23 protein-coding genes are annotated in these 25,037 nt (G+C 50.3%); 6 read left to right on the top strand and 17 right to left on the bottom strand.

The features are described from left to right. Positions 1-93 precede the first annotated feature (93 nt). Positions 94-981 (bottom strand): mechanosensitive ion channel family protein, encoded by an 888-nt coding sequence (locus GBK04_RS09345; protein WP_152758912.1) that lies wholly within the window; start codon positions 979-981, stop codon positions 94-96. Between the two features lie 170 nt (positions 982-1,151). On the opposite strand from GBK04_RS09345, the gene purQ reads away from it, so the two are divergent. Next, on the top strand, positions 1,152-1,838 hold the full coding sequence (gene purQ, locus GBK04_RS09340) for a phosphoribosylformylglycinamidine synthase subunit PurQ (RefSeq protein ID WP_152758910.1): 687 nt from the start codon (positions 1,152-1,154) through the stop codon (positions 1,836-1,838). Between the two features lie 74 nt (positions 1,839-1,912). On the opposite strand, the gene lolA1 is transcribed toward purQ, so the two are convergent. From lolA1 to GBK04_RS09310, 6 genes are all read right to left on the bottom strand, one after another. Next, positions 1,913-2,557 (bottom strand): outer membrane lipoprotein periplasmic chaperone LolA1, encoded by a 645-nt coding sequence (lolA1, locus tag GBK04_RS09335; RefSeq protein ID WP_505952486.1) that lies wholly within the window; start codon positions 2,555-2,557, stop codon positions 1,913-1,915. Between the two features lie 227 nt (positions 2,558-2,784). Beyond that, positions 2,785-5,253: an FtsK/SpoIIIE family DNA translocase gene (locus tag GBK04_RS09330; protein ID WP_373330853.1), complete on the bottom strand. Its 2,469-nt coding sequence runs from the start codon at positions 5,251-5,253 to the stop codon at positions 2,785-2,787. 115 nt (positions 5,254-5,368) lie between these two features. Then, positions 5,369-6,406: a quinone-dependent dihydroorotate dehydrogenase gene (locus tag GBK04_RS09325; RefSeq protein WP_152758906.1), complete on the bottom strand. Its 1,038-nt coding sequence runs from the start codon at positions 6,404-6,406 to the stop codon at positions 5,369-5,371. 165 nt (positions 6,407-6,571) lie between these two features. Then, positions 6,572-7,900 carry a xylose isomerase gene (gene xylA / locus GBK04_RS09320; protein WP_152758904.1) on the bottom strand — a complete coding sequence of 443 codons (1,329 nt, stop codon included), beginning with the start codon at positions 7,898-7,900 and terminating at the stop codon, positions 6,572-6,574. A gap of 221 nt (positions 7,901-8,121) precedes the next feature. Then, complete coding sequence (locus tag GBK04_RS09315; RefSeq protein ID WP_152758902.1) at positions 8,122-10,233, bottom strand: peptidylprolyl isomerase; 2,112 nt, start codon at positions 10,231-10,233, stop codon at positions 8,122-8,124. Between the two features lie 217 nt (positions 10,234-10,450). After that, positions 10,451-10,900 (bottom strand): hypothetical protein, encoded by a 450-nt coding sequence (locus tag GBK04_RS09310; RefSeq protein WP_373330852.1) that lies wholly within the window; start codon positions 10,898-10,900, stop codon positions 10,451-10,453. 184 nt (positions 10,901-11,084) lie between these two features. Between GBK04_RS09310 and GBK04_RS09305 the strand changes: the two genes are divergently transcribed. From GBK04_RS09305 to GBK04_RS09295, 3 genes are all read left to right on the top strand, one after another. Beyond that, entirely contained in the window at positions 11,085-11,387 is a 303-nt protein-coding gene (locus tag GBK04_RS09305; RefSeq protein WP_152758900.1) for an SCP2 sterol-binding domain-containing protein, read from the top strand. 72 nt (positions 11,388-11,459) lie between these two features. Further along, positions 11,460-12,908, top strand: a complete 1,449-nt coding sequence (locus tag GBK04_RS09300; protein WP_152758898.1) for a Gfo/Idh/MocA family protein — start codon at positions 11,460-11,462, stop codon at positions 12,906-12,908. Between the two features lie 118 nt (positions 12,909-13,026). Further along, on the top strand, positions 13,027-13,815 hold the full coding sequence (locus GBK04_RS09295; RefSeq protein WP_152758896.1) for an SDR family oxidoreductase: 789 nt from the start codon (positions 13,027-13,029) through the stop codon (positions 13,813-13,815). 19 nt (positions 13,816-13,834) lie between these two features. Here the strand turns inward: GBK04_RS09295 and GBK04_RS09290 are convergent, their stop codons facing one another. From GBK04_RS09290 to GBK04_RS09255, 8 genes are all read right to left on the bottom strand, one after another. After that, the gene (locus GBK04_RS09290) at positions 13,835-14,293 is read right to left on the bottom strand and encodes an RES family NAD+ phosphorylase (RefSeq protein ID WP_152758894.1); all 459 of its coding nucleotides are present in this window, start codon (positions 14,291-14,293) and stop codon (positions 13,835-13,837) included. 1 nt (position 14,294) lies between these two features. Next, entirely contained in the window at positions 14,295-14,792 is a 498-nt protein-coding gene (locus GBK04_RS09285) for an Xre family toxin-antitoxin system antitoxin (protein ID WP_152758892.1), read from the bottom strand. A 225-nt stretch (positions 14,793-15,017) separates the two neighbouring features. Next, positions 15,018-16,019: a glycoside hydrolase family 43 protein gene (locus GBK04_RS09280; RefSeq protein ID WP_152758890.1), complete on the bottom strand. Its 1,002-nt coding sequence runs from the start codon at positions 16,017-16,019 to the stop codon at positions 15,018-15,020. A gap of 134 nt (positions 16,020-16,153) precedes the next feature. Then, positions 16,154-16,621, bottom strand: a complete 468-nt coding sequence (locus tag GBK04_RS09275) for a GNAT family N-acetyltransferase (protein WP_152758888.1) — start codon at positions 16,619-16,621, stop codon at positions 16,154-16,156. Between the two features lie 140 nt (positions 16,622-16,761). Next, entirely contained in the window at positions 16,762-17,520 is a 759-nt protein-coding gene (locus tag GBK04_RS09270; RefSeq protein WP_152758886.1) for a hypothetical protein, read from the bottom strand. A 347-nt stretch (positions 17,521-17,867) separates the two neighbouring features. Beyond that, on the bottom strand, positions 17,868-18,431 hold the full coding sequence (locus GBK04_RS09265) for a PIN domain-containing protein (protein WP_152758884.1): 564 nt from the start codon (positions 18,429-18,431) through the stop codon (positions 17,868-17,870). After that, entirely contained in the window at positions 18,431-18,883 is a 453-nt protein-coding gene (locus GBK04_RS09260) for an excisionase family DNA-binding protein (protein WP_152758882.1), read from the bottom strand. Before GBK04_RS09260 ends, GBK04_RS09265 begins: the two co-directional genes overlap by 1 nt. Before the next feature lie 81 nt (positions 18,884-18,964). Beyond that, on the bottom strand, positions 18,965-20,824 hold the full coding sequence (locus GBK04_RS09255) for a glycoside hydrolase family 2 protein (RefSeq protein ID WP_152758880.1): 1,860 nt from the start codon (positions 20,822-20,824) through the stop codon (positions 18,965-18,967). Positions 20,825-21,077: 253 nt separating this feature from the next. On the opposite strand from GBK04_RS09255, the gene GBK04_RS09250 reads away from it, so the two are divergent. Beyond that, complete coding sequence (locus GBK04_RS09250; RefSeq protein ID WP_152758878.1) at positions 21,078-21,527, top strand: (4Fe-4S)-binding protein; 450 nt, start codon at positions 21,078-21,080, stop codon at positions 21,525-21,527. A 23-nt stretch (positions 21,528-21,550) separates the two neighbouring features. Further along, a complete protein-coding gene (locus tag GBK04_RS09245) occupies positions 21,551-23,140 on the top strand; it encodes a phytoene desaturase family protein (RefSeq protein ID WP_152758876.1) in 1,590 nt (529 codons plus the stop codon). Positions 23,141-23,304: 164 nt separating this feature from the next. Here the strand turns inward: GBK04_RS09245 and GBK04_RS09240 are convergent, their stop codons facing one another. Both GBK04_RS09240 and GBK04_RS09235 read right to left on the bottom strand, forming a co-directional pair. Further along, positions 23,305-23,877 carry a hypothetical protein gene (locus GBK04_RS09240; RefSeq protein ID WP_152758874.1) on the bottom strand — a complete coding sequence of 191 codons (573 nt, stop codon included), beginning with the start codon at positions 23,875-23,877 and terminating at the stop codon, positions 23,305-23,307. A gap of 37 nt (positions 23,878-23,914) precedes the next feature. Then, positions 23,915-25,015, bottom strand: coding sequence for an AEC family transporter (locus GBK04_RS09235; protein ID WP_152758872.1), 1,101 nt, complete (start codon positions 25,013-25,015; stop codon positions 23,915-23,917). Positions 25,016-25,037: the final 22 nt, after the last annotated feature.

Genomic DNA, 25,037 nt, shown 5'->3' with positions numbered 1-25,037 from the left:
AAAATTGAAGTTTTGACTCTTCAAATAAAGAAACAGCCCGGTCCGGAAATTTTCCGGACCGGGCTGTTTCTTGTTCAACCCATGGACGCAATTCTACCGGCCTTTCAGCATCGAGAGCTCCTCGTTTCTTTCGCTATTCACAAATTCCAGCGTTCGGATCGGGAACGGAATGGAAATATCGTGCTGATCGAAGGTGCGCTTGATGGCTTTGATGGCTTCGCTCTTGGCCAACGGAGGCCCGGCTATTTCCTGTTTGATCCAGAACCACATCAGGAAATTGATGCTACTATCGCCAAATTCGGTGAAGTGCAATTCTACGGGTTTATCATCCCGCACGAAGTCGAGAGCTTCAACCGCCTTGATCGCTAACTGCTGCACTTCTTCCAAATTATCGCTGTAAGAAATGCCACAATTGATTTGCATCCGGCGCTCGCCGGACTTGGAAAAATTCGTGATAGGATTCTGAAATATATCCTTGCTGGGAATCTCGATTTCCTGTCCCGAAAAATTATTGATAATGATTGAGCGCAAATTGATGGATTGCACCTTGCCAAAAAAACCATTGGTTTCTACCACATCGCCTACCTGAATCGGCCGTTGTAAGGTTATGAAGGTACCCGAAATAAAATTGGCAGTCAGATCCTGAAACGCAAAACCAATCGCCAGAGCCACCACACCGGCACCCGCCAGGAGCGAAGTCACGGTCTTATCCAATCCCAGCACACTCAATGCGCAGAACAGTCCAATGGATATAATCACAATGCGCGTGAGGGTAGAAACCAGTGATCCCAAGGCGACATTATGTGATATCTTACCCATAATGCGGGCGACCAGTCTGCGGGCAAAACGGGAAAGAAAACTAAACAAAAAAATGATCAGAATCGCCAGAATTATATTGGGGATATGTTCAACGCCCAATTTGTACCATGCAGTGAGTTTATCACTTATGAGAGTTACGTAATCTGTGATCTGAATAAGCATAAAAAATTCAAAGGTTTATTTCCAAGATAGTTCGATCTACCTTATATTTAACGGTACCCAGCATTTATCGTTCCCCGGGTAGGGAATCTTTGCTTGGTAATGTGCAAACCATAGCGCTAAAATTGTACCTTTGAGGCCATAAGCGCTCTTATTTATCCTATTTATATACTATGAAATTCGGTGTAGTTGTTTTTCCTGGTTCCAATTGTGATGACGATACGGTGTTTGCCCTGCAACATAATTTGGGGCAGCGGGTCGTCAAGCTGTGGCACAAAGACCACGACCTGCAGGGTTGTGATTTTATCCTGCTGCCGGGTGGCTTTTCGTACGGTGACTACCTGCGGACGGGAGCCATCGCACGTTTTTCGCCCATCATGAACGAGGTGATTGCTCATGCTGACCGGGGAGGCTATGTGATGGGGATTTGCAATGGTTTTCAGATTCTGGTAGAGGCTGGCCTGCTGCCGGGGGTACTTCTTCGTAACTTGTCGCAAAAGTATGTGTGCAAGAATATTCACCTGTTGCCACAAAGCAAAACAGCGCTGCTGACCGCCGACCTGGAACCCCGCGCCTATACCATACCGATCGCCCATGGCGATGGACGGTACTTTACCGATGAAGACGGACTGAAAAAACTGAACGATAACGAGCAGGTACTTTTCCGCTACTGTGATGCTGCCGGAAACATTACCGAAGAGGCTAATCCCAACGGAAGTCTGGACAATATTGCCGGAATCACCAATAAGAACTTCAATGTTTTCGGTATGATGCCACATCCCGAGCGCGCCTCGGACGAAGCGTTGGGTAATGCTGACGGGCGCTTTATTCTGGAGCAAATCCTGGCGGTGACGGCTTAGACTTTATAAAGTCAGCGATATTAAAAAGGGGCTGCTTCTCACGTGAGAAGCAGCCCCTTTTTAATAAGGTACCCTTATCGCAAATCGACTACTTCCACACCAGGGTACTGCTTGGCATTAAAGGCAAAATAGCTATCGGCGACGTTCACATTGGGCTGGAAACTATTGATCGTGTAAGTCACCTGCTGGCCATTGCTCATCAGAATGCGCCAGCTTTTAATAGATTTATCCTGCTTATTCACTTTGATTTGTACCTTGGCGATCTTGGCGTAGCTGGAAGTAGGGGCCAGTTCCACGGTTTCGTAAGTCTGTGTGCCTTCCTTACTTTCCTTCAGGAACTTCGACTTATAATTTTTCTTGTAGGCCGTAAAAATCTGAGTGGGGTTCAGATCGCCCAGTTCGGCGGGATCGTAGTCCTGTAAGTTCACTTCGTTGGTTTCCTTCACGTAGGTAGCCATTGTTTTGCCATCGTTGAAGATTTCTTGCCCGGCCATTTTGAGCCGGAACTTATCTCCTTTGACCGTCGCTTCGCCTTTCAAATCGCGGCCACCTTCGGATGAGTAGGTGAAGTCGGCCTGGTAGGTTTTCATGTCTTTGTATTTTGCGCTCATCGCATCCAGGATAGCCGCTGCCTTATCCGTTTGTGCCAAAACGGGAATGCTCATATACAGAATGAGGGCGGTTATTGTTGCTGTTAATTTTTTTATGGGGTTTTTCATGATCAATTTAAAAGTATGTTTTTCGCTGATTGCGGAGGATATAGCATGTCCAGTACTAAAACAATGCCGGAATTTAGAGGGGTACCTTGCGGGAAAGTTTAATGCGAAGCAGGAAAAAGAAAAGCGCAGGTAGCCAGCGGGCCGTAGTTTTTCTAGTTGGAATACCGAATCCGTGCAAATGCGGATATACCAATTTGGGCTACACTGGCGATGTGTTGCCAAGGTACCTACACGCCTATACCTCTCAAATGCTGTTCCAGACTTTCCAGATCATGAAAAAGTACATCGCGGGCCTTACTACCCGTAAAAGGCCCCACTACGCCCGAGACTTCCAGCTGATCCATGATGCGGCCGGCGCGGTTGTAGCCCAGTTTCATTTTGCGCTGAATGAGCGAGGTACTTCCCTGTTGGTGCGCCACCACCAGCCGGGCGGCATCGGACAGGAGCGCGTCGAAATCCTCGGTGTCGAGGTCGCCTTTGCTGTCGCCGCCATCTTCGCCTTCGTACTCGGGTAGGGCGTAAGCATCGGAATAGCCCCGTTGACTGCCAATGAAGTCACAGACATCCTCGATCTCGCGGGTGTCGATGTAGGGGCACTGTAACCGCACAATTTCCGAATTAATGGCCAGCAGCATGTCGCCCTGCCCCACCAGTTGTTCGGCACCGCCCGTATCCAGAATAGTACGTGAGTCGATGCTCGACGTAACCCGGAACGACAACCGGGCGGGAAAATTGGCTTTGATCAAACCCGTTATGACTTTTACCGAAGGACGTTGTGTAGCCAGTACCAGGTGGATGCCTACTGCCCGGGCTAACTGGGCCAGCCGCGCGATGGGGGTTTCGACTTCTTTACCCGCCGTCATCATCAGGTCGGCTAACTCATCGATGACCAGCACGATATAAGGCAGAAAATGGTGTCCCTTTTCAGGATTGAGTTTGCGCTGAATGAACTTGGCGTTGTATTCTTTCAGGTTGCGGGCCGTGGCTTCTTTCAGTAAATCGTACCGGCTGTCCATTTCGATGCACAGCGAATTGAGCGTATGGATTACCTTCTTAGTGTCGGTGATGATTGCCTCTTCGCTGTTGGGAAGTTTCGCCAGATAATGGCGTTCCAGTTTGTTAAACAGCGTGAGTTCCACCTTTTTAGGATCTACCAGTACGAATTTCAACTGCGCCGGGTGCTTCTTGTATATCAGTGAGGCCAGGATCACGTTCAGGCCCACGGATTTTCCCTGACCCGTCGCTCCCGCCATGAGCAAGTGGGGCATTTTGGCGAGGTCGGCAATGTAAATTTCGTTGGATACCGTCTTGCCCAAAACCACCGGCAGATCGTAATTGGACTTCTGGAAACGTTCGCTACCCAGTACGGAGCGGATAAAAACGGTTTCTCTATTCTTATTTGGTACCTCGATACCGATCGTGCCACGGCCTGGCATGGGGGCAATGATACGAATGCCCAGTGCGGCCAGGCTCAGCGCAATGTCCTTTTCAAGATTCTGGATTTTGGAAATCCGTACACCCGCTTCGGGGATAATCTCGTACAGTGTCACGGTAGGACCAATGGTGGCCTTGATCTTGGAAATATTGATACCGTAGCTTGCCAGGGTTTCAACAATGCGCTCCTTGTTGCTTTCCAGTTCGTCGTGCGAGACTTTCTCCTGCGCGCTTTCGTTGATCTCGTTCAGAATGTCCAGAGTCGGAAACTGATAGGAAGGCAGGTCGAGCGTGGGATCATACTGACCAAAATTCCGTAGTACCTCTTCACTCACATCATCGGAATCGGTCTCTTCTTCAAGGGGTACCTCCGAGGGAGGGGACTCATCTACTACCAGTTCCAGTCTAAGTTCCGGAGCGGGGGGTACCTCAGGAAGCGTGTCGTATGGCTCAGAGTCATCCTCCTCTTCCACCACGGGCTCCAGTTCTTCCTCCACCGGATCGTCATACGTACCCCCCATAGGCGACGAGTGGCGGGGCGCTACCACAGGTACCTCTTCCCGGATTTCCGGGGTTGGATAGGGTTGGGTTTCGGCGGTACGCACGCGCCGATCAGCCCGGGCCTGCCATTGCTGTACGGGATCAATGTCGTAGAAATAGACGACAAAAAAGAATAGGGGAATAAGGATGACGATGATACTTCCGTAGCCGATCAGGTTCCTCAAAATATCGTTGACGTTGTACCCAAAGCCACCAGACAGGAAACTGAGGGTGGGGGTAGAGCTGCTCATCATTACAACATACCCCATCAGGGTACTGATCCAGAGCGTGAAGAAAATAACTTCCTTGGTAGTGCGGTTCAGATGTAGTAAATCAAAGCCGAATATCAGCCGCCAACCCGCCAAAAAGGGCACCAAAGGGATGGCCAGCGAAGCAATTCCAAACCACCGGTATACGAATACCTGGGAAACAAAGGCTCCGAAGGCACCCAGAATATTACGGGTATTGGCACCATAATCGCGGATTGGCTCGTAGCCCAGCGCATTCACCTCGCTTTGATCGGCTGAGCCGGTAAAAATGTAGGAAAGAAAGGCCGCTTCCAGCAGCAGGCTCACCAGCACAAGCAACACACCCACCGCAAGCTTGTTTTTGGGGCTGGAAGCTGCGGCCGCCCAATCGAAGGAAAGTTGCTGGGATTTGGGGGAGCTCTCCTCTTTTTTTGGGGTCCGGTAAGTATTGCCCCGACGGGGTTTGTCAGTCATATTGACGCTACTTGATGGCATAAATTATGTGTGTGTCCGGCTACTGTCTGGGAGCGCATGATTGATTACTTGCTTCCCCACACATTCTCGCTCTTAAGATAGGGTATTTTTCTGCTTAAGCCTTATTTGCTACCAGTGCTTTGCAAATCCGACTTGCCAGTCCGGGTCCTTGATAAACGAAGCCCGTATAAATCTGCAGCAGGGCCGCACCAGCATTCAGCTTCTCACGGGCATCGGCCGGAGAAGCAATTCCTCCCACACCGAGAACTGGAAATGCATTGCCCGACTTCTCGCAAAGATAACGAATTACTTCCGTTGAGCGGTACCGCAAAGGTTCGCCACTCAGTCCGCCCGCCCCTATTTTCTCCAGTTCGGCGGGAGAAGTGGCCAGGGCCTTCCGGGTAATGGTGGTATTGGTGGCAATGACACCCGCGATGCCGGTTTCCTTGACAATATCAATGATATCGTCAATCTGGCCCAGGTTCAGGTCGGGGGCAATTTTCAGGAATATGGGCTTAGGCTGTGGTTTGTAGCCATTCAGTTTCTGCATTTCCCGTAGTAAGTGCGTGAGGGGCTCCTTTTCCTGTAAATCGCGCAACCCCGGGGTGTTGGGCGAACTGACGTTAACTACGAAATAATCCACCACCTCGTAGAGATCATGAAAGCAACGTACGTAGTCATCGAGGGCGTTTTCATTGGGAGTGTCTTTGTTCTTGCCGATGTTTCCTCCCACCAGTATGTCCGACTTGCGGCTCCGGAGTTTGGCCGCTGCTACGTTCGCGCCCTTATTATTAAAGCCCATGCGGTTTATAAGCCCTCGGTCGGTTTTCAACCGGAATAGACGGGGACGATCATTGCCGGGCTGCGGTCGGGGGGTGACCGTGCCGATCTCGACAAAACCAAAGCCAAGGGCGGCCAGTTCGTCCACCAGTTCGGCATTCTTGTCAAAACCCGCCGCCAGTCCTACGGGATTTTTAAATCGCAAACCCGCTACCTCACGAACCAGCGATGGATGCTCGAAAACATACATTTTTTTCAGTAAATCGGGTACAAACGGAAGCCGATAGGCAAACCGTAACAGGTCACAAACCAGGTGATGTACCTGCTCGGCATCAAAAAAAAATAAGAGGGGTAGGAGTAGGCGTTTGTACATAGCACAAAAATAGAAGGTTCAGAATAAGGGGAGGGTAGGAAAATGATTTTTATTTTTCTAATCCTAAAAACACGTAAGGGGTACCCGCATAGACAGGTACCCCTTAGCTTGCTCCTTTTCGAGTCTTTCGTTAAAGAATCCGGAGGCGTTATTTTTGTTGGAAGCCTAGATAAACCGGTTGATCAGATTCTCCAGGTATTCCTGCCGACCCGAAATCGTGGCGGGCTCGCCTTTTTCGGCGGCTAAGGTAAAGAGATCTTCCAGGGACAGGTTTCCACTTTCAAACTCCTTGCCTTTTCCACTATCGAAACTGGCGTAACGATTTTTGCGTATCGCGTGGTACTCACCGTTTTGGATGATCTTATCAGCCACCAGCAGTGCCCGGGCTACCGTATCCATGCCCCCGATATGAGCGTGAAAAATGTCCTCTACGTCGGTGGAGTTACGACGGCGCTTGGCATCGAAGTTTATGCCGCCACCGGCCAGTCCGCCCGCGTCCAGAATCACCAGCATGGCCTGGGTCCATTCCATGAGGTCGTTAGGAAACTGGTCGGTATCCCAGCCGTTCTGGTAGTCACCCCGATTGGCGTCGATAGATCCCAGCAGCCCCGCGTCGGCAGCTACCTGTAGTTCGTGCTGAAACGTATGCCCCGCCAGGGTAGCGTGGTTTACTTCCAGATTCAGCGAGAAATCGTCCAGCAAATCGTACTGGCGCAGGAAACCTATTACGGTGGCGGCGTCGTAGTCGTACTGATGCTTGGTAGGCTCGCAGGGCTTGGGCTCGATGAAAAATTTCCCTTTAAAACCCTTGTTGCGGGCGTAAGCCACAGCTAGTTTGAGCATTTGGGCAAAATGCTCCTGCTCGCGCTTCATGTCCGTATTCAGCAGAGTCATGTAGCCTTCGCGGCCTCCCCAGAACACGTAATTCTCGCCGCCCAAAGCGATAGTCGCATCCAGCGCCATCTTGACCTGTGCACCCGCGTGGGTCAGTACCTCGAAATCAGGATTGGTGGAGGCACCGTTCATGTAACGGTGGTGGCTGAATAGATTGGCTGTGCCCCAAAGTAGTTTTACTCCGCTTTCCTGCTGTTTTTCTCCAAGGTACCCTGTAAGTTTCTGTAGGCGGGCTTCGTTGGTCTTTACATCATCGGCATAATCCACCACGTCCAGATCATGAAAGCAATAGTAGGGTGCGCCAATTTTGGTAATAAATTCAAAAGCAGCATCGGCTTTATCCAGGGCACGGGCAACGGGATCGCTCTTTTCGTCCCAGGGGTAAAACTGCGTGGGACCACCGAAGGGATCCAGACCCGCCCCGCAGAAGGTATGCCAGTATGCCACGGCGAACCGCAAATGTTCCTTCATAGTCTTGCCACCCACGGTACGGTTTTCGTCGTACCAGCGGAACGCCAGGGGATTGTCCGTTTCGGGGCCTTCGTACGCAATTTTGCCTACTCCTTTGAAGTACTCCCGGTCACCTAATAAAATGTCCATAGATAAATGAGTAATGAATGATGAATAATGAGTGATCACACAGCTGCTGCAATCTAGCGACCGCACGACGACTGGCCCGGCTATTTTGCTGCAAAGGTATCAAAACTTTGATAAGTGTAAAAATGACAATTTAAATGAATCTACCCTTTATATTATAAAAAAGGCCGGGACTTTATCAGCCTCGGCCTTTCCAGGAGAAAGTATTCAATTAATTCAATCTACTAAAAAAACTTCGCCCGCCGGTCTACAATGTTGGCATTGTCACGAATCGCTTCATTAAGCAGGAAAGCGGCTCTGCTTTCGATGGCTTGCTGTAGCTGCGATTTGTAGGGCGTATAATCCGCAATCTTTGGAGCTTCGGTCTTGTCGACCAGCTCCATCACAAATACTCCATTCTCTCCGGCAAATACTTTCGATTTCTGGCCTTTTTTCAAGCCAAAGCCTTCGCCCAGGGCCAGCGGATCAAAACCCGCCGAACTCAGTAAGCCTGTGGCCAGCGTGACGTCATTGGTTGTTTCTACCAAAGCACCCGCCCCATATTTTTTGGCCATGGCGTCCAGATCACCGACCGCTCCCAACTTAGCCATGATTTGCTCGGCTTTCAACTTGTTGCGGACTTTGGCGGTCAGCTCGTCCCGGAAATCGTCTACTTTCACTTCGTCTTTTTCCGTTTTTCCAATCAGCACCGCCACTACATACTGCTCATCGGTTTCAAACACTTTAGAAGCCTTGTTCATCCCGGTTTTGTCGTCAAATGCCCAGCGCACAATCTCACGGGCATTCTGAATGGCGTTCACGGTGGAAGAAGATTCGGGTATCCGGTTGGCAGTAGCTACCACAAGCGACTTGTCATTCTTGACAGCTTCGTCAAATTCGGCTTTGGAATCGACCGAAGCGGCAAACTGATCGGCTTTGCGGTATGCCTCGTCGCGTGTGCTCTGGCTCGGAGCGATCGTCTTGGCAATGGCCGCCATGCGGTAGAGCGTATTGGACTTAGGATCGGTCACTTTGATGATGTGAAAACCGAACTGGCTTTCCACCACCCGGTTTACCAAACCAGCACTGCTCATCGAAAATACGGCATCTTCGAAGGGCTTTACCATAGAACCGTTATTCTGGAAGTAGCCCAAATCTCCCCCACGCTGGGCTGACTGCGTATCGGTACTGTTGGTAGCGGCCAGAGCTTCAAAACTGGCTCCGCCCCGAATCTGATTCAGGATCGCTTCAGCCCGCTGGCGGGCAGCGGCCTTGGCCGAATCGGAAGGATTGGCAGGACTAATCAAAATATGGCTGGCGCGGGCGGTAGACACCGTGTCTTTCTTAGTACCGCCGTACTTATAGATAAAGTAAGTGTCGCCTTCGCGATAAGGACCGTATATGCCACCCGGGATAAAAGTCTTTACTGCTTCCTTCAATTGATCCGACATGCTGGCGTAGGACATATCCATCGGTAGGGCAATATCCGAATTCATGCGGGCATAAGCCGAATCGTTGGCAGCCGAAGCAAGGCCACGCGCCAAAGTTTTGATTTCGGTGGAAAGGGCGGTGCTGTCGTCTTTACCCGGTAAAACCGGAAACGTCACGTATTGAATGGTACGGGTGTCTACCCCCTTGTATTCGTCACGGTGATCGCTGAGGTAAGATTCCAGCTGCGAATCGGATACCTTGACCGTGGTGTCCGGTACCGAGTAGAAAGGTACGTACAAGTACCGTAGCGAAGCTTTGGTATTCTGCGCCATGTACTCCCGTTCCGATTCGGCTTTGGTCACGTAGGAAGAAAGCCGGATCAGGTTCTCGTACTTCTGCCGCAGGCGGTCAGCGCGTAGATTCTTCTCAAAATCAGCCCAGGCCTGTTGCTGTGCTACGGGCAAGGTGTTCAAATTTTTGAGGTAGTTGATTACGGCACTCTTGTCAAAAGCGCCCGTGGTAGGATTGGCAAAAGCCTGCTGAATGGCCGGGCTAATGTTGTTGCCCTGTACCATGTCCACCATTTCCTCGTCAGTTACGGTCAGGCCCAACTTGTCATACTGCTTTCTATAGGCAATATCAATCACCAACTGATTCCAGGCTTGCTCGCGCAGGGCGGTCATTTCTTGCTCGCCTGCGGCCCGCCCGGTTTGGGCCTCATAGTTCTGGCGCATCACGTCCAGCCGACTCTGAAAGTCCTGGATATTGATTTCCTTGCCGTCAATTTCGCCCAGCGTTTGGTTGTTGCCACCGCCGAATAAGGTATTGTTACCGAAAAGGTCGCCCAATACAAACAGGGTGATACTAATGCCGATGAACCCCACGGCCCAACCGGAATGTTTTCTGATGTTGTTAATTACTGACATTGCTCTTTTTCAAATTTGACCCGCAAAATAAAATCTTTTCTCGGTAGTATCCAAGAACTTAGGAAGGATGAATGATGAATAATGAATGATGAGGTAGGCTATCGGTTTGACTGCTAGTCTATTGGCACTTGTTCGACAGCCTTGCACATTGTCGATTAAAAGTTAAATTGTTGATTTTGTGGAAGTACCCTCCAAAGTACGGCAAAAAAGCACCCGCTTAAACCATGTACTTCAACTGAGAACGATAGAGGAAAATGAAAATTATACTGAAGAAAGCCTCACCCAGCATCGTCATGAAACCTAGCCAGCCGCCGATGAGCAACAGCGATGCAACAATAGCGATGCCTACTCCGGCCACATAGTAGTAAAAGCCCCGCTTCTGCAGTCCCCACATGAGATAGGCCCCAAACAGGGTGAGCGATTCGTAGATGAGCATGATGATGGCGCTAATCCGAATGACATCGGCGGTCATCTGTGTTTGCACCGAATCGAACAGATCGTCCATAAATTTGGCATTCGCCTCGTTGGACTGGGCTTCCATACTCTCCTGTAGTTCTCCAAAGTACTGTTGGATTTGATCGATCGCTACACCCGGATTCCACAGGCGGTCGGATTGCGTCCAAAGTCCCGATACACTGCTCAGGAAGGTCAAAAGGCAAAGAAACACAAGCAGTCGCGGGCGTTGGTATGGGGCGGTGGTTTCAGGCATCGTATAAAAGCAGACTGGTAAAAGCGGGCAAAAGTTGCGGTTTTCGATGAAAACACCAAAACCATTTGTTTTTTATCCGGGGCCCGATACTTTTACAGGCAGAAGAAAAACCATTTTCTCTCTTAACCGAAACCCCATCCCCATGAGTTTAGAAATCCTGACCGAACGAATCCGCACCGTGGTAGGTACCGATAACGAGATGAATGCCAAAGTGAAATTCGCTACTGATGAAGGCCCAGTGTTTATTGACACAACCCAGGTACCCAACCTCGTGACGAATGAAGATAATGACGCGGAATGTACCCTGGAAATTTCAACGAAGAACGCCCTCAAAATGCTGGATGGTGACCTGAACCCGATGACGGCCTTCATGATGGGCAAACTGAAAGTGAAGGGCGACATGGGTGTAGCTATGAAAATAGCGCAGGTCTTCGGCAAACAGTAGCTTCCGTGTTTCTGCTCTTTATCCGGCAGAGGTACCCCTGGCCATCTATCCCTATCCCTAAACCCTGGATCTATGAAACTGAAAAATGAAATTCCTGCTTCAACCACGCGCCGGCAGTTTATGGTGAGTGGCGTTACCGCCGCGGCGGGCTTTATGATCGTACCCCGGCACGTGTTGGGCAAAGGTTACCTAGCACCCAGCGACAAACTCAACATCGGGGCCGTCGGCTGCGGAGGGAAAGCGCTGGTCAATATCAAACAGGCCTACAACGGTGGTACCGATAATATTGTGTCCCTCTGCGACGTGGACGATCGGCAGGCCATGACCTACCGTACGCAATTTCCCAAAGCACCTTACTACAAAGACTACCGGCAGATGCTGGAAAAGGAAGGCAAAAACCTGGATGCGGTGATCGTAACCACGCCCGACCACATGCACTATCCGATCGCGATGGCCGCTATGCAATTGGGCAAGCACGTGTACTGCGAAAAGCCTTTAACGAAAGATATCTGGGAGGCCCGGCAACTGACCGAAGCCGCCAAAAAGTATAAGGTCGTCACCCAGATGGGAAACCAGGGGAGTAGCGGCGAAGGTACCCGCAAGACGGAGGCCATCGTGCAGTCGGGCCTGATTGGCGACGTCCATACCGTGGAGGTATGGACCAACCGCCCCGTGTGGCCGCAGGGCGTGAAGTCGCCCAAGGATTTGGGGATTTCGCAACCGGTACCCGACGGGGTCAACTGGGACTTGTGGCTGGGTACCGCTCCCGTAAGGCCCTACCACGAAGCCTACATGCCGTTCCGGTGGCGGGGCTACTGGGATTTTGGTACGGGTGCGCTGGGCGACATGGGCTGCCACTTCATCGACGTACCTTTCCGTACTATGAAGCTAGGGTACCCCTCTTCGGTCGAGTGTAGCGTTGGGTCGGTCTACGCCGATTTCTTTGACGAAGCTTTCTTTGACGATGTATGCCCGCCTTCCTCCTCCATCCATCTCAAATTCCCGACCCAAAAAGCGGGAGGCCAGGAACTCAGCCTGTCGTGGTACGATGGCGGCATCCGTCCGCAACTGCCCGAGGGCTGCGACTACAAAACCGTCTTTGGCAACATCGACGGTGGCATGCTATTTATAGGTACCAAGGGCATTGTGAGCGCGGAACTGTTTGGAGCGAATCCCCGGGTATGGCCCGAGGAAAAATTCAAAGGTACCCCCCTACCTAATCCGACCCGCCCGCTGGTAGCCGGGGGTACCGATGGCCATCAGCAGCAGTGGGTCAAGGCCTGCAAGGAAGGCTACGGAACCTACACCAGCTCGTCCTTCGACCAGTCGGGTCCGCTGACCGAAACCGTACTGATGGGGAATCTGGCGGTACGATCGTTTCAGTACCGCGAACCCAAAGCCGGAGGCGGTTTTACTTTTCCGGGCCGTCAAAAATTGATCTGGGATGGGAAAAATATGAAGATCACCAACTTTGAACCCGCCAACCAATTCGTGAAGCGGGAGTATCGGAAGGGGTGGTAAGGGTGAGGCTGAATATTACAAACTCACCAATAGTACATCCGGGTGTTCAACGCAGTTGTACTAGTTTTGAAGGTAAAAGAAAATCATTGTCAACTCTCAACTTTCCACTGTCAAATAAATGAATCTCGACTTAACCGGAAAAACCGCCCTTGTCTGCGGTAGTACGCAAGGCATTGGCCGTGCCTCAGCCGAAGAATTGGCCATGCTGGGAGCGAATGTGACGCTCATGGCGCGCGATGAAGAAAAACTCAAGGAAGTGATGGATACGCTGGATACCTCGCTGGGACAAATTCACCGTTTCGTCGTGGCCGATTTTGTGGATAATGACGGTGTCAAAAAAGCGGTGGAAGAGTACCTGCGCCTAGTGCCTGACGTACATATTCTGGTCAATAATACAGGTGGCCCGGCGGGCGGTCCAATCATAGATGCCGACCCGGATCAGTTTCTCAAGACTTTCCAGATGCACCTGATCAATAACCAACTCCTGGCGCAGGCGGTGGTACCCGCCATGAAAAAAGCGGGCTATGGGCGCATTGTGAACGTGATAAGTACCTCTGTGAAGCAACCCATCGTGGGGTTGGGCGTATCCAACACCATTCGTGGGGCGGTGGCCAACTGGGCCAAAACGATGTCGCTGGAACTGGGCCGGTACGGTATTACGGTCAACAACGTATTGCCAGGCTACACCCGCACGGCCCGCCTGGATTCCATCCTGAATACGCGGGCCGACGCGCAGGAGAAAACGCCCGACGACGTTGCCGCGCAAATGCAGTCTGAGATTCCGGTAGGCCGCTTCGCCGAAGCCGAGGAGGTAGCCGCCGCCGTAGCTTTTCTGTGCAGCCCCGCGGCGGGCAGTATCAGCGGAATCAATATTCCGGTAGATGGCGGGAAAACGGGGAGTTTGTAGGCTAGCCAGGCAAATGGATTTACTTAAAAATCCGTTTGTCAAAGGGGAATTTCTCGATTTCAACAATCTTTATTCTGCCAAAATCCTGATGATTGGGATTGATCAGAATATTAAAATCACCTTTTGTAACAGCGGAAGGGATTTTAAGAAGACAGAATTTATTTTCTGCCAAAAAATCGTCGCCAAATTTCTGAGTGGAGACAGGATGAGGGAATTCTCGCCAATTGGTTGGCAAGTCAACCTCTGAAACTTCCTTTATGGCAAGGGCATCCGGGACAAAGAGGGTTATCATCATGTAGTCCTCGGGTAGCGTTGCCAGTGAAAAATGAACCGCTACTTCCGCCATAGCCAGCGATCTGTTACTGGCCGTATAGATAAGCTCAACTCCGATTGAATTCCACCGTGCGCCTTTCAGGGCAGCGCCCTTGCCCGAAAGCGTGCTGGCGAACTTTTCTCGCGCAAGTCGGTACAACTCCATCCTAGACCAGGATACCGTGATTGATTCGTGTCAATTCGCTGATGACCAGCTCTTTTCCATAGGAGTCCTTCAATAGTTCGAGGGGTTTTAGCTTGCCCAGAGCAAAATTGGGTGTATGGAGCCATAGTTTTAATTTATCCATGCTACCAAAGACATCCATTCCTACCTGAGTGACTTCCGCCATTTCGATGATCTTTTCTGAATGGATGGCTTTAAAATAAAAGTCGTCCGAGGTTTTGTAGCGGTGCAGGGACTTGGTTGAAATATCCAGGAAATCGGCCCAATCATCCTCAGAAAAGGGTGCCTGTTGTTGAATCAAACTGAAAAGAGAGTAAGGTACCCCGGCCCGGATAGCGGCAATAATCAGCATTTTGTTGCTGAGAAATTCATCGTAGCTGACATCTTTCTTACGTTCGGCAAACACTTCGTTGATGCGGGGGTTTCTCAAAAAGGAGGCGAGTTCCTGGTTAAGTTTTGCTTTACTGGTTGATTTTGCCATGATCCTGTCTTTTGTTTTATGGACACCTGTCTGTAAAAATAGGACAAATGTCTAAAATTTGCAAATCCTGCATTCATCAATCAGAAATCGCTGGAACTGGGCGAATGTATCTGAGGCGTAGCAGTCCGGGTATGTTTTCAGGAACGAAACCTCTCTACATTTCTAGATAGTAAAGCACTGGAATCGCCAGCTTTGCACTACCCAGATGTCCGTTCCTACGCCTCATTAAGGTATATAAGCCTTACCCACCACCAATTTATCACCTGATAAATCCGCTTCAAACAGATGCGGGATGCGGCGGTAGCGACCGTTGATGCTTTTGTGGCTGTGGATGGACATTAGTAGCTTACCATCGAGGGTACGAAACAACATACCGTGGCCGAAATTAAGCGGTGTGATGGGCTCTTTCTCCTGAATCCAGGGGCCGTCGAGGGTACCACTTTCGGAATACGCCACTCCCTGCGTGTACACATCGTAAATCCAGCTGGTCCAGATCATACCCAGCCGCCCTGTGCCGGTCAGGAACAGGTAGGGGCCGTCCGTTACTTTGTTCGGCTTTTCGTTGCCCGCTTCGTCTTTTTCACGACTCCACGGAGAATCACTGGCCCGGAACATAAGCTTACTGGTGCCCAGGGTACCACTCAGGTCGGGTTTCAGCTCAATTTTCTCGATGGTCCCGTTCAGGTTCTGTAGCCATTCGTAGCAGTAGACCAGGTAGGGCTTCCCATCTTTATCCACCCAGAGCGTACCGTCCAGCGTAGGAATATTGGCGGGCAGGTAGGTAGGGTCCTGCATGGGTACATAGGGGCCGTCGGGCTGGTCGCTTACCAGTACGTGGCAGGCCCGGCGTTCGATCACATTGCCCTTGACGGTATCAATCTTGACGTCGCGATTGGTGAAAGTAGCGAAGTAGTAGTACTTGCCCTGGTACGGGTGGATCTCGGCTGCCCAAATCATCGGCCTGGGACCCATCCAGGAATTCGGATCAGTTTGGGTTACAGGGTAGGGGCCATCCCAAAGCCTCAGGTCTTTGCTCTTCCACAGCAGGCCGCCGGTACCGGTCATGTAATACAGATTGGTTTTCTGATCGGCCAGGATGAAGGGATCACTCAGCACGATAGAATCCAGGGGTACCCCTTTTCTGACCGTGGGTGCCCTGCCATTCTGGGCTTTGAGTACCCATGAAAAAAACAGGCAAGCCAGTAGCGTCAATCCTAGCCTTTTCATAGTATGTTTTTAATAAGCATTCGTATAGGAAAGCTGCCAGGCTGGTGATTCTACGTATGAGCGTACCTGCTTCCAGAATTCGTCGGAGGCAGCGAGCATTGACTGCACAAGTTGAAGGTGCTATTTTTTTAAAGTCATAGACCCAATTTCAGCTTCATGCCTTCGTGGGTTGCTTCGAATCCCAATGACTCGTAGAACCGAATGGCGTCGGGTCGTTGCTTGTCCGAAGTAAGCTGAATCATACGACAGCCCTTGGCTTTTGCCCGGTTAATGGCGTAGTCAAAGACCTGCTTACCGATGCCTTGCCCACGGTGCCCGGAATGGGTTCTCACCGCTTCGATTTGGGCGCGTAGCCCGCCCTGATGGGTAAGGTATTGAATAAAAGTCAGGTGGAAGGTAGCGACCAGTTCGCCGTTCATTTCCACAACGGTTAGTTCCTGGTTGGCATCAGCGGTTATTTTTTCAAAGGCTTTCACATATACCTCCGATACGCCATCTTCCAATAGCTCTCTCGTCGAGCCGAAGGTATCGTCCGCCAGCATTTTGATGATATGCGACAAGTCGTTTTCTGTCGCTTTTCTGAATGTAAGGGTATCCGTCATTAATTTCTATTTCACTACCGAAGGATGTGGATTTTATAATTTTGGCTGGGGAGCTGCCTGACCACCCGAAGGACTACGAAATATTCATCACCGAGTGGATTGCCACTGGGGAGACGAGCGGCTGCGAGGGGATGCATTACTTAAATTTCTAATCTTTGTATCACAGGCGGATTTAACATCTTTCCGCTAATTGATTGAATTTCATTCTGAAATTTGTACAGTAATTCCGTTCGAGTGCCATTAAATAAATTTAAATTTTCTTGTACCCAAGAATTTGTTCCATCAGGCAATATTTCAAGAATTTCAATAGGTCCACCAATGTCCTGTGGACTTTCTTGACTTACTCGTGAAATTTTTGCGACAAGATATTTTATAGCTTCATCTCTATCTTTTGGTCGGTTCTCTTGACATTTTTTACTTTCAACATAGGTTCCCGTCTCGTATGCATTAACAGTGAAGTCATCTATGAATGTATTAAATGTTGAAATATAAGGGATACTGTTTTCATAACCCGTCATTACACCGTTTATATATTGACCCGCGTCCCTAAGCCGCGTTAGCTTCTTTATATTTAAATATATTTGTCTGAATTTTTTGGTAATTATATCGCTACTATTTATACCATTTGCTAACCGTGTAATAAATTGTGAAAGAGGATATTCTTCACCACTATCATTAAAATAACCAATCCCAATAAATTGGACGCCAATATTAAAAGGATTAACTATAAATGTTTTACGGATACAATCTGCTGTATGAGTTATTATTTGATAAGTTTCTCCTGTTGCATTATTAATTTTCTGATGGTGGTAGTTTAAGCGACTATCAGAAGCCATCAAAATACTTTTATCTGTTATTGTTGAAATAATATAGGTCATAGAATTGCGCTTATCTTTCAAAGATAGCTAAGTTATGTCATATTTTTTAGCTGATTATACTGTGAAAGTAAAAACCTCACCTCGTTACCGGAAACACTACGATCTACACCTTTGTAAAGCCAATCAACACCACAAGCGAGTTTTTCTCTACTTTCTCGCTGACGGTACTACGGGAAGTACTTGCTGGGTCCGATACGGGGCGCGCACGTCTTTCATCTGAGAGATACCCGCCATGGGTGGAGTAGTCTGAATAGAGGCAAAACAGACATCGGAAATAAGGACAGTAAGGCGGAGGGTTTTCACAAGGGTTAGATCATGTGTTTTTTAGCTTTACCCGAAACAGATAGTTCAATCTGTATTAGATAATTTCAAATCATTTCAGATAGTTTGGCCGAAACGGCTGTAAGTCCAATTCTTGAAAATATTTCTAGAATCTGGCCTTCAGTCATAGGCGGGTTTTTCAAAAAAGACACTTGGCGTTTGAATGCTTCAACTCCTTTTGCCGGCTGCCTGTGAATCAGATTAGCAATAAAATAGTCAGGATGCTGAATCTGGATGCCAAACTGATTTATAAAACTATTCGGGAAATCAGCCAGATTAGCAGTGACCACTACGTCGGCCTTACTGTAAATAGCCGCTGCGACTACATGTCGATCATTGGGGTCAGGAAGGCTGAGTGAATCGATCAAAGACTCGTATCCCTGAATGCTGGATTCAGGAAAAGCTTCATCCATGGCCTTGATCGTCCGATTTAACTGGGTTTCGGATAAATCGGGACGGTTGGCCAACAGATTTCTTGTCCACTCTTTTTGAATTTCATCAGTCCATCTAGGAATAAATAAATCAAAATCAGCCAAATTGAGTAGTAGATCCCTAATCGGGGCGGGATAGAGTACACAGGCGTCCAGAACAGCCACAGGCAGGTCATTCATCAGTAACCAAGGCCGAGTTCCTGCGCCTGTTGAGCCAAAAATTCTAGTTTTTCGTTCCGTTTTTTCTTCAAATCTGCCTGATATTTTAGCAAGTCTTCCAGCAAAAGCCTCCGGTGGCTACCGACTTTCTTGAACGGAATGATCCCTTTTTCCAGCATCTTGATTACATGCGGTCTGGAAACACCCAGCAGGTCGGCAGCCTGCTGGGTGCTGAGCTCGGCATCGGTAGTTACGACGGAAGTCGCTTTACCCTCGGCCATGTTTGCCAAAATAGCGGCAAGCAATTCAACAGCCTTGTCCGGAATTACTATCTCAAATGCTTTGCTACCTTCCTGAATTTGGATAACAAGCGAACCTGACTTACCTACGCGCGTTGCTGTCTGGATTCGATGGAGCGATTCGCGGGCTATATTCTGATCTTTGCGAGACGGTTTTCCGACTAATGCATTCATATCATCGTTTTTCTTATAAAAGTAATAAACGAAATAAACGAAACAAAATTTAGAGAATCACGTCTTGAAATAGAAAGTACCTTACTTATCCATCTGCACCAAAGACGACTTGTATAATTTCTGATGCACGGCATCCAACTGCTTGATGGGTACCTTGATGACTTCCCGGTCGTAGGTCATCAGGCCGTTGGTTTCCACTTCCACGTCGGTGGTTTGGGTATATACTGCTGCCGACAAGCCCTGGCGGATCAGTCCGACCAGATCGTCGATAAAACCTTTGTAACGTCCAAAGAGCGCGTCGCTGTCCTTGAAAGTCTGGTAGCCCCAGTTGTCTTTTTGCTGCCAGGTATGGCCGATGACGGGCAGGCCCAGCCCGCCGAACTCACCCAGCACGATCACTTGATCTTTGCCGTAGATTTTGGGAGCGGGCATGGCGGGAGCGGGATAGTTGTGCAGGTCGATGATATCACCTACCTCGTGAAAATTGCCGCCGCTGGCGCTGTTTACCAGGCGGCTGGGGTCGTAGTCTTCCGTCCAGCGACTGATTTCCTCGGTCTTGAATTGCCCCCAGGCCTCGTTGAAAGGTACCCACACCACGATGGACGGAAAGTTGTGGTTGGCATCCATGATTGCCTTCCATTCGCGGCGGTAAATGCTTTCCGACTCCGACGTACGGTCTTTGTCCGTACCCACACCCATGATGCCCGGCCGGGGTTCCCACTTGTTGCCCATGTCTCCGCTCGGCATATCCTGCCATACGAGCATGCCCAGGCGGTCGCAGTGGTAGTACCAGCGGGCAGGCTCTACCTTCACGTGCTTACGGATCATGTTGAAGCCCATGTCGCGGGTGGTGATAATATCAAAATACATGGCCGAGTCGGTAGGCGCGGTGTAGAGTCCGTCGGGCCACCAGCCCTGGTCGAGTGGGCCGTATTGAAACAGAAATTTGTCATTGACCAGCATCCGCTGAATGCCCTGTGCGTCGGCTTTGCGGCTGATTTTACGCATGGCGAAGTAGCTTTTTACTTCATCGACCACCTTATTCTTGCGCACCAGCGCTACCGTCAGGTCGTAAAGGTTGGGACTGCCGGGAGCCCACAAACGCGGGTTTGGCACGGGCAGGACGGCGGCTTCGTTGGCAGGTACCTCTTTTTCGGACATCATCAGGGTACCATCCCAGGCGCGAATCCGCAGGATATCGCCGGCCTCGGCATTTTGCGTTACTGCCGACACCGTCAAGGTACCCTGGTCGACATCGGGGGTGTTTTTGGTCGACTCAATGTAGCTCAGGGGTACCTTTTCCAGCCAGACGGTTTGCCAGATTCCCGTTACGGGCGTGTACCAAATACCATGTGGGTTGGTGATCTGCTTGCCGCGGGGCTGGGGGCCGTCGCTGCTGGGGTCCCACACGCGCACGGCGATCTGCTGCTGGTCGCCTTTTATCAACAGGGGTGTGATGTCGAACGAAAACGGATCGTAGCCGCCTCGGTGCGATCCGGCTTTCTGGCCATTGACGTACACATCGCACTGCCAGTCCACGGCACCGAAATGCAGCAGGGCTTTTTCATTTTTTAATTTCGAGGAAAAAGGAATGTTCGTACGGTACCACAGAATACTATCCTTGCCCACCGTGCGACCTACGCCCGAAAGCGATGATTCCACGGCAAAAGGTACCAGAATCCTCCCGTCGAAGGAGGTAGGTACCGTTTCGTCGGTGGACTTGGGCGTAATGGCATAGTCCCAAAGCCCGTTCAGGTTTTGCCAGCCCGGCCGGATCATCTGCGGGCGCGGGTACTCGGGCAGCGCATGGGCGGGATCGACCTGGGCGGCCCACTGAGTTTTGATTTTATCCCCGACGGGCTTCCAGTTGGTGGTCTGGGCGTGAACAATTCCTACTCCGATGAGCAGAAAGTAAAAAATGGAAAGCGTCTTTTTATTCATTTCGATTAAGGTTATTTAGATGAATCGGTACGAAAAGCTGGATGCATGACACCCTCCTGATAAAAGGAGGAGGAGTACAATCTTAACCACAAATTGGGAAAGTTAGGTTGAGAAATCCGATTTTGTGCGTTACCAAAGGCAAAATCAGTATCTTCCCGGTAAGCAAATGCTTTGGATTAATGTAAATCAAAACTTCATCGGGTACTTCAATCCATTCAAATCAAAGGAGCTCAGCACCCGGCGCGCACAAACTATGGAAAAAAGAATTACCAAGACTTACGACAACGGCGAAATCACGGTCGTTTGGCAACCACACAAATGCATTCATTCCGCGATCTGTTTCCGAGGGCTTCCGTCGGTGTTTAATCCTCAGAAAAGGCCGTGGGTCGACATGGATGGAGCCGACACGGAGACGATTGCCCGTCAGGTAGACCGATGTCCCTCGGGAGCATTGAGCTACCGGATGGATAATGGGCAAACCACCGAAGGGGCTATAAATGAGCAGAAATCCGAAATGCCCAGCACCACGGTGGTGGAGGTGAAACCCAACGGGCCCCTGCTACTCTATGGCGATATTACGGTCAGGGATGCTTCGGGAAATGAGGAGAAAAAGAGCAGGACGACGGCTTTCTGCCGTTGCGGACAATCACTGAGTAAGCCTTACTGTGATGGCAGCCACAGCCGAACGGGCTTTATTGGATAAATAACACCGGAACGTTTCCCTGTATGGCAATACAACCCAGGATTAGCCGGTATCATACGGTAATCATCGGCGGCGGGCACAACGGCCTGGTAGCGGCCAACTATCTGGCTCGGGCTGGAAAGAAAGTCCTGGTGCTCGAAAAAAACGAAACGCTGGGTGGTGCTACGGCCTCAAAACGGGTTTTTCCGGACTACGAAGCTCATCTGTCGCAATACTCCTACCTGGTTAGTCTTTTTCCGGATCAGATTGTCGAAGAACTGGATTTGCAACTCAAACTTCTTCCCCGGCGCATCGCCTCTTATACGCCTTACCGAGCTCAGGATCAGTACCGCGGGCTACTCATCAGCCATGCCGACGAACCGGCTTCGCGACAATCCGTGCTGGATTTGGGCTACGGAGAATCGGAATGGCAGGGTTACCGGCGCGTTCTGCGTCAGCAAGGTACCTTTGCCGAATTGGTCTGGGATTCACTATTGCAACCGCTGCGGAGCAAATCAGATTTTGAAAAACGTTTTCGACAGGCCGGGCAAAGCCAATTGTGGCAGGATTTTGTGGAAAAGCCGATCGGTCATTTTCTGGAGAGACACATCCAGTCGGATGTGTTGCGCGGCGTACTGATGACCGACGCCAAGATCGGCGCCTACACCAGCGCCTACGATAAAAGCCTTTTGCAGAATCGTACGTTTATCTACCACATTATCGGCAACAAAACGGGCGAATGGCGGGTACCCGAAGGCGGCATGGGTACCTTGGCACGGCAATTGGCAACCAACGCCGAACGCCACGGTGCTACCTTGCTGTGTAATGCCGATATTCATGCTATTCAGGTAGGTAGCCCGCAGCATCAGGTTTCCTTTCGGCTTGGCGACGAAGCGTACGAGGTTGAAGCTGAGTATATTTTGTCGAACGCCAGTACGACTGAACTGTGCCGTTTACTGGGCGAAAAGCCTGTATCTCCAAAATCGGAAGATGAAGGCACAGCGTTCAAAATCAACATGCTTTTGAAAAAACTACCCGATTTGAAAGATCCCAACGTGCGGCCCGAAGATGCTTTTGCCGGTACCTTTCATATCGATCAGTCCTACACGCACATGGAGGGTACCTTTGCCCAGGCTGCGGCGGGAAAGGTACCCCAGACACTGGCCGGAGAAATGTACTGCCATACCCTCACCGATCCAACGATTCTTTCCACCGAACTACAACAGAAAGGCTACCACACCTTCACCTATTTTGGCCTGGATTTGCCCTACAAACTTTTCATAGCCGATCCTATCAATGCCAAACAGGAAGTCATAAAACGTTTCCTGAGCGGAATCAACGCTTACCTGGCCGAGCCGCTGGAAGATTGCCTGGCCCGCGACGCGCAGGGTACCCTTTGCCTGGAAGCCAAAAGCGCGTGGGATCTGGAACAGGAGCTAAACCTGCCCCGGGGCAATATTTTTCATAATACCCTGTCGTGGTTTTTTGCCGAGGATGCATCCGAAGTAGGTGCCTGGGGGGTAGAAACGCCTTGGGAACGTGTGCTGGTCTGCGGCTCGTCGGCGAAGCGGGGTGGGGCCGTAAGCGGCATTCCGGGCCGCAACGCCGCGCGGGTGGTGCTAGGGGGTGGGTGACGAGAAAGATACCACCCAGCCTTGATGTCGACTTCAGGGCGCTCGTAGTAGTCAAAATGGAACCGCGTCTGCCCATATGAATTCTACCCACAAAAAAAGGCTCCCCAGGGAGCCTTTCTTACAAACACATGTGACCCGTCCTACCCGCGGGTCGGTTTGTTGATTTACTGTTCAATCGCCACCATATTTTCGAACAGGAAGGCTCCGTTTTCCGTAACCAGTGCATAGAGCGATTCGGCCCGGCGGGATTTGCGCTTCACAATACCCACTTCCCAGGCGCTTACTTGCTGAGTGGCAGGTTCGTATCGGTACAGCACATCGCCCTTCCTTAATTGACTGATGGTTTTGGTGCCTGAGTGGGTAGTCACAGAAAGGGTAGGTGCGGCTTCAAGAAGCACGGCGGGTACCATGGGCCACACGGTCCTATTCACGTTTTTCTTTTCTACGGGCCGCAAATACAGGGCGGTGAGCCAGCGTCGGGATCGTTTGAGGTGATTTACCTGGCGAATATGGGTGGTAGCTACTACGCCCGCCTTGATACACTTGACGGGATCGCCTGGAGCCACCTCCGAAACTTTCCTCGACTTGCCATCAGCCATCATCACAGAGGCGTCTTCGGGAATGTGATGCTGATTGCGGTGTACAGGAGAATCAACCGTGACGTTCGGGCCTTCGGTTTGGGCCCGGGCGCTCTGATTGAGGGCGACTGCAAATAGTAGAATGAAAAGTCTGTTCACAAAATAAGGGTTAGGAACGTCACTTACCAGGTACCTCTTATGCTTCCGAAGGAGCTCCCTTAAAAACTGATTTTGCCACCAGGGTAGGAATGACGCCTAGGCCGGTCAGGACCGAAGCGGCGATCAGGATGGTAGGAAGGTGGGTAAACAGAGAGCCTGTCGATAAAATACCTAAGATGAGAATGGTTGAAAAAGGCAATGAAAAAGCCAGAATCAATACGGCCAACTCCACATCAAAAGTTCTTCTTTCCTTCGACATACCCTTAGCTTCCTCGCGGAGATTGAAAACCGAAATGTGAGCAAAGGGCCAAAAACTCGCCGAACTCAGGGGTACAACTACTGCTAGCAGAATGAGGGTGGTATCGTTAAGGTTGAATAAAGCAATCAACGCCGCGCTGAAAAAGAGGGAGATGCCCGCCCGAAACACCAGCATAGACATAACCAGTCGCTTGCGGCCTTCCTTGAGCTGCACGGCCAAGCCGATGAAAATCAGAACCAGGGGGGTCATCATGGCGCTGGTCTTGTCGAACAGGTCAGCTACGACCGGGGGTAGTGTCTTATAGCTCACTCCCAGGCTCAACAACACGATGGCCAGCACAAGCAGAATATTGATGGGTTCCTTGACCAGGCTCAGCAGCAGGCCTTTGATCTTCTCGCCCATGTTGGTTTCTTCGTTGATGCTGTTTTTCAGAAACATATTCATGGCGATGATGTACAGGAATATGAGTACAAAAAACTTGTTGCCCACATCGGCCATGGCTGCTTTGGCCAGGCCCTGTTCACCCAGGAATTCGGCAATGAACGGGAAAGCGGATAGGCCGGGAGCCAACGACGGAAGCAGCATCGTGAGTGTCCGTCCGGTTGAGCTATCCTTCTCTACCCCGAAAAAGTTAAAGGCCAGTGGTGAAAAATAGTAAATGAAAAAATTGAAAGCCAGTGCCGCAATGGGTATGAAAAACAGAGAGGCTTCCACGTGTATTTTCATCATGGCGATGAAAATAGTCGCAGGTAACGCTACCGACAGAATCACTTCCTTGATACCGTTCAGCTGTTCTTTGTTCTTGAACTTACCCCGCAGGATCAACCCCAGAGCAATGAGTAAAATTAGAGTAATGGTCTTCTGTAGTGCCTCGCTCATGGTAATGGAAAGAATGATTTGG

This window comes from Salmonirosea aquatica (genome assembly GCF_009296315.1).
Taxonomy (GTDB): domain Bacteria; phylum Bacteroidota; class Bacteroidia; order Cytophagales; family Spirosomataceae; genus Salmonirosea; species Salmonirosea aquatica.
The sequence above is the reverse complement of the archived record's forward strand: the minus strand, read 5'-3'. Positions and strand labels throughout refer to the sequence as shown.

What these genes read in the sequence shown, in the direction of transcription:
- GBK04_RS09345 (WP_152758912.1), bottom strand. Translation starts at nt 981, where the DNA reads ATGCTTATTCAGATCACAGATTACGTAACTCTCATAAGTGATAAACTC.
- purQ (WP_152758910.1), top strand. Translation starts at nt 1,152, where the DNA reads ATGAAATTCGGTGTAGTTGTTTTTCCTGGTTCCAATTGTGATGACGAT.
- lolA1 (WP_505952486.1), bottom strand. Translation starts at nt 2,557, where the DNA reads ATGAAAAACCCCATAAAAAAATTAACAGCAACAATAACCGCCCTCATT.
- GBK04_RS09330 (WP_373330853.1), bottom strand. Translation starts at nt 5,253, where the DNA reads ATGACTGACAAACCCCGTCGGGGCAATACTTACCGGACCCCAAAAAAA.
- GBK04_RS09325 (WP_152758906.1), bottom strand. Translation starts at nt 6,406, where the DNA reads ATGTACAAACGCCTACTCCTACCCCTCTTATTTTTTTTTGATGCCGAG.
- xylA (WP_152758904.1), bottom strand. Translation starts at nt 7,900, where the DNA reads ATGGACATTTTATTAGGTGACCGGGAGTACTTCAAAGGAGTAGGCAAA.
- GBK04_RS09315 (WP_152758902.1), bottom strand. Translation starts at nt 10,233, where the DNA reads ATGTCAGTAATTAACAACATCAGAAAACATTCCGGTTGGGCCGTGGGG.
- GBK04_RS09305 (WP_152758900.1), top strand. Translation starts at nt 11,085, where the DNA reads ATGAGTTTAGAAATCCTGACCGAACGAATCCGCACCGTGGTAGGTACC.
- GBK04_RS09300 (WP_152758898.1), top strand. Translation starts at nt 11,460, where the DNA reads ATGAAACTGAAAAATGAAATTCCTGCTTCAACCACGCGCCGGCAGTTT.
- GBK04_RS09295 (WP_152758896.1), top strand. Translation starts at nt 13,027, where the DNA reads ATGAATCTCGACTTAACCGGAAAAACCGCCCTTGTCTGCGGTAGTACG.
- GBK04_RS09290 (WP_152758894.1), bottom strand. Translation starts at nt 14,293, where the DNA reads ATGGAGTTGTACCGACTTGCGCGAGAAAAGTTCGCCAGCACGCTTTCG.
- GBK04_RS09285 (WP_152758892.1), bottom strand. Translation starts at nt 14,792, where the DNA reads ATGGCAAAATCAACCAGTAAAGCAAAACTTAACCAGGAACTCGCCTCC.
- GBK04_RS09280 (WP_152758890.1), bottom strand. Translation starts at nt 16,019, where the DNA reads ATGAAAAGGCTAGGATTGACGCTACTGGCTTGCCTGTTTTTTTCATGG.
- GBK04_RS09275 (WP_152758888.1), bottom strand. Translation starts at nt 16,621, where the DNA reads ATGACGGATACCCTTACATTCAGAAAAGCGACAGAAAACGACTTGTCG.
- GBK04_RS09265 (WP_152758884.1), bottom strand. Translation starts at nt 18,431, where the DNA reads ATGAATGACCTGCCTGTGGCTGTTCTGGACGCCTGTGTACTCTATCCC.
- GBK04_RS09260 (WP_152758882.1), bottom strand. Translation starts at nt 18,883, where the DNA reads ATGAATGCATTAGTCGGAAAACCGTCTCGCAAAGATCAGAATATAGCC.
- GBK04_RS09255 (WP_152758880.1), bottom strand. Translation starts at nt 20,824, where the DNA reads ATGAATAAAAAGACGCTTTCCATTTTTTACTTTCTGCTCATCGGAGTA.
- GBK04_RS09250 (WP_152758878.1), top strand. Translation starts at nt 21,078, where the DNA reads ATGGAAAAAAGAATTACCAAGACTTACGACAACGGCGAAATCACGGTC.
- GBK04_RS09245 (WP_152758876.1), top strand. Translation starts at nt 21,551, where the DNA reads ATGGCAATACAACCCAGGATTAGCCGGTATCATACGGTAATCATCGGC.
- GBK04_RS09235 (WP_152758872.1), bottom strand. Translation starts at nt 25,015, where the DNA reads ATGAGCGAGGCACTACAGAAGACCATTACTCTAATTTTACTCATTGCT.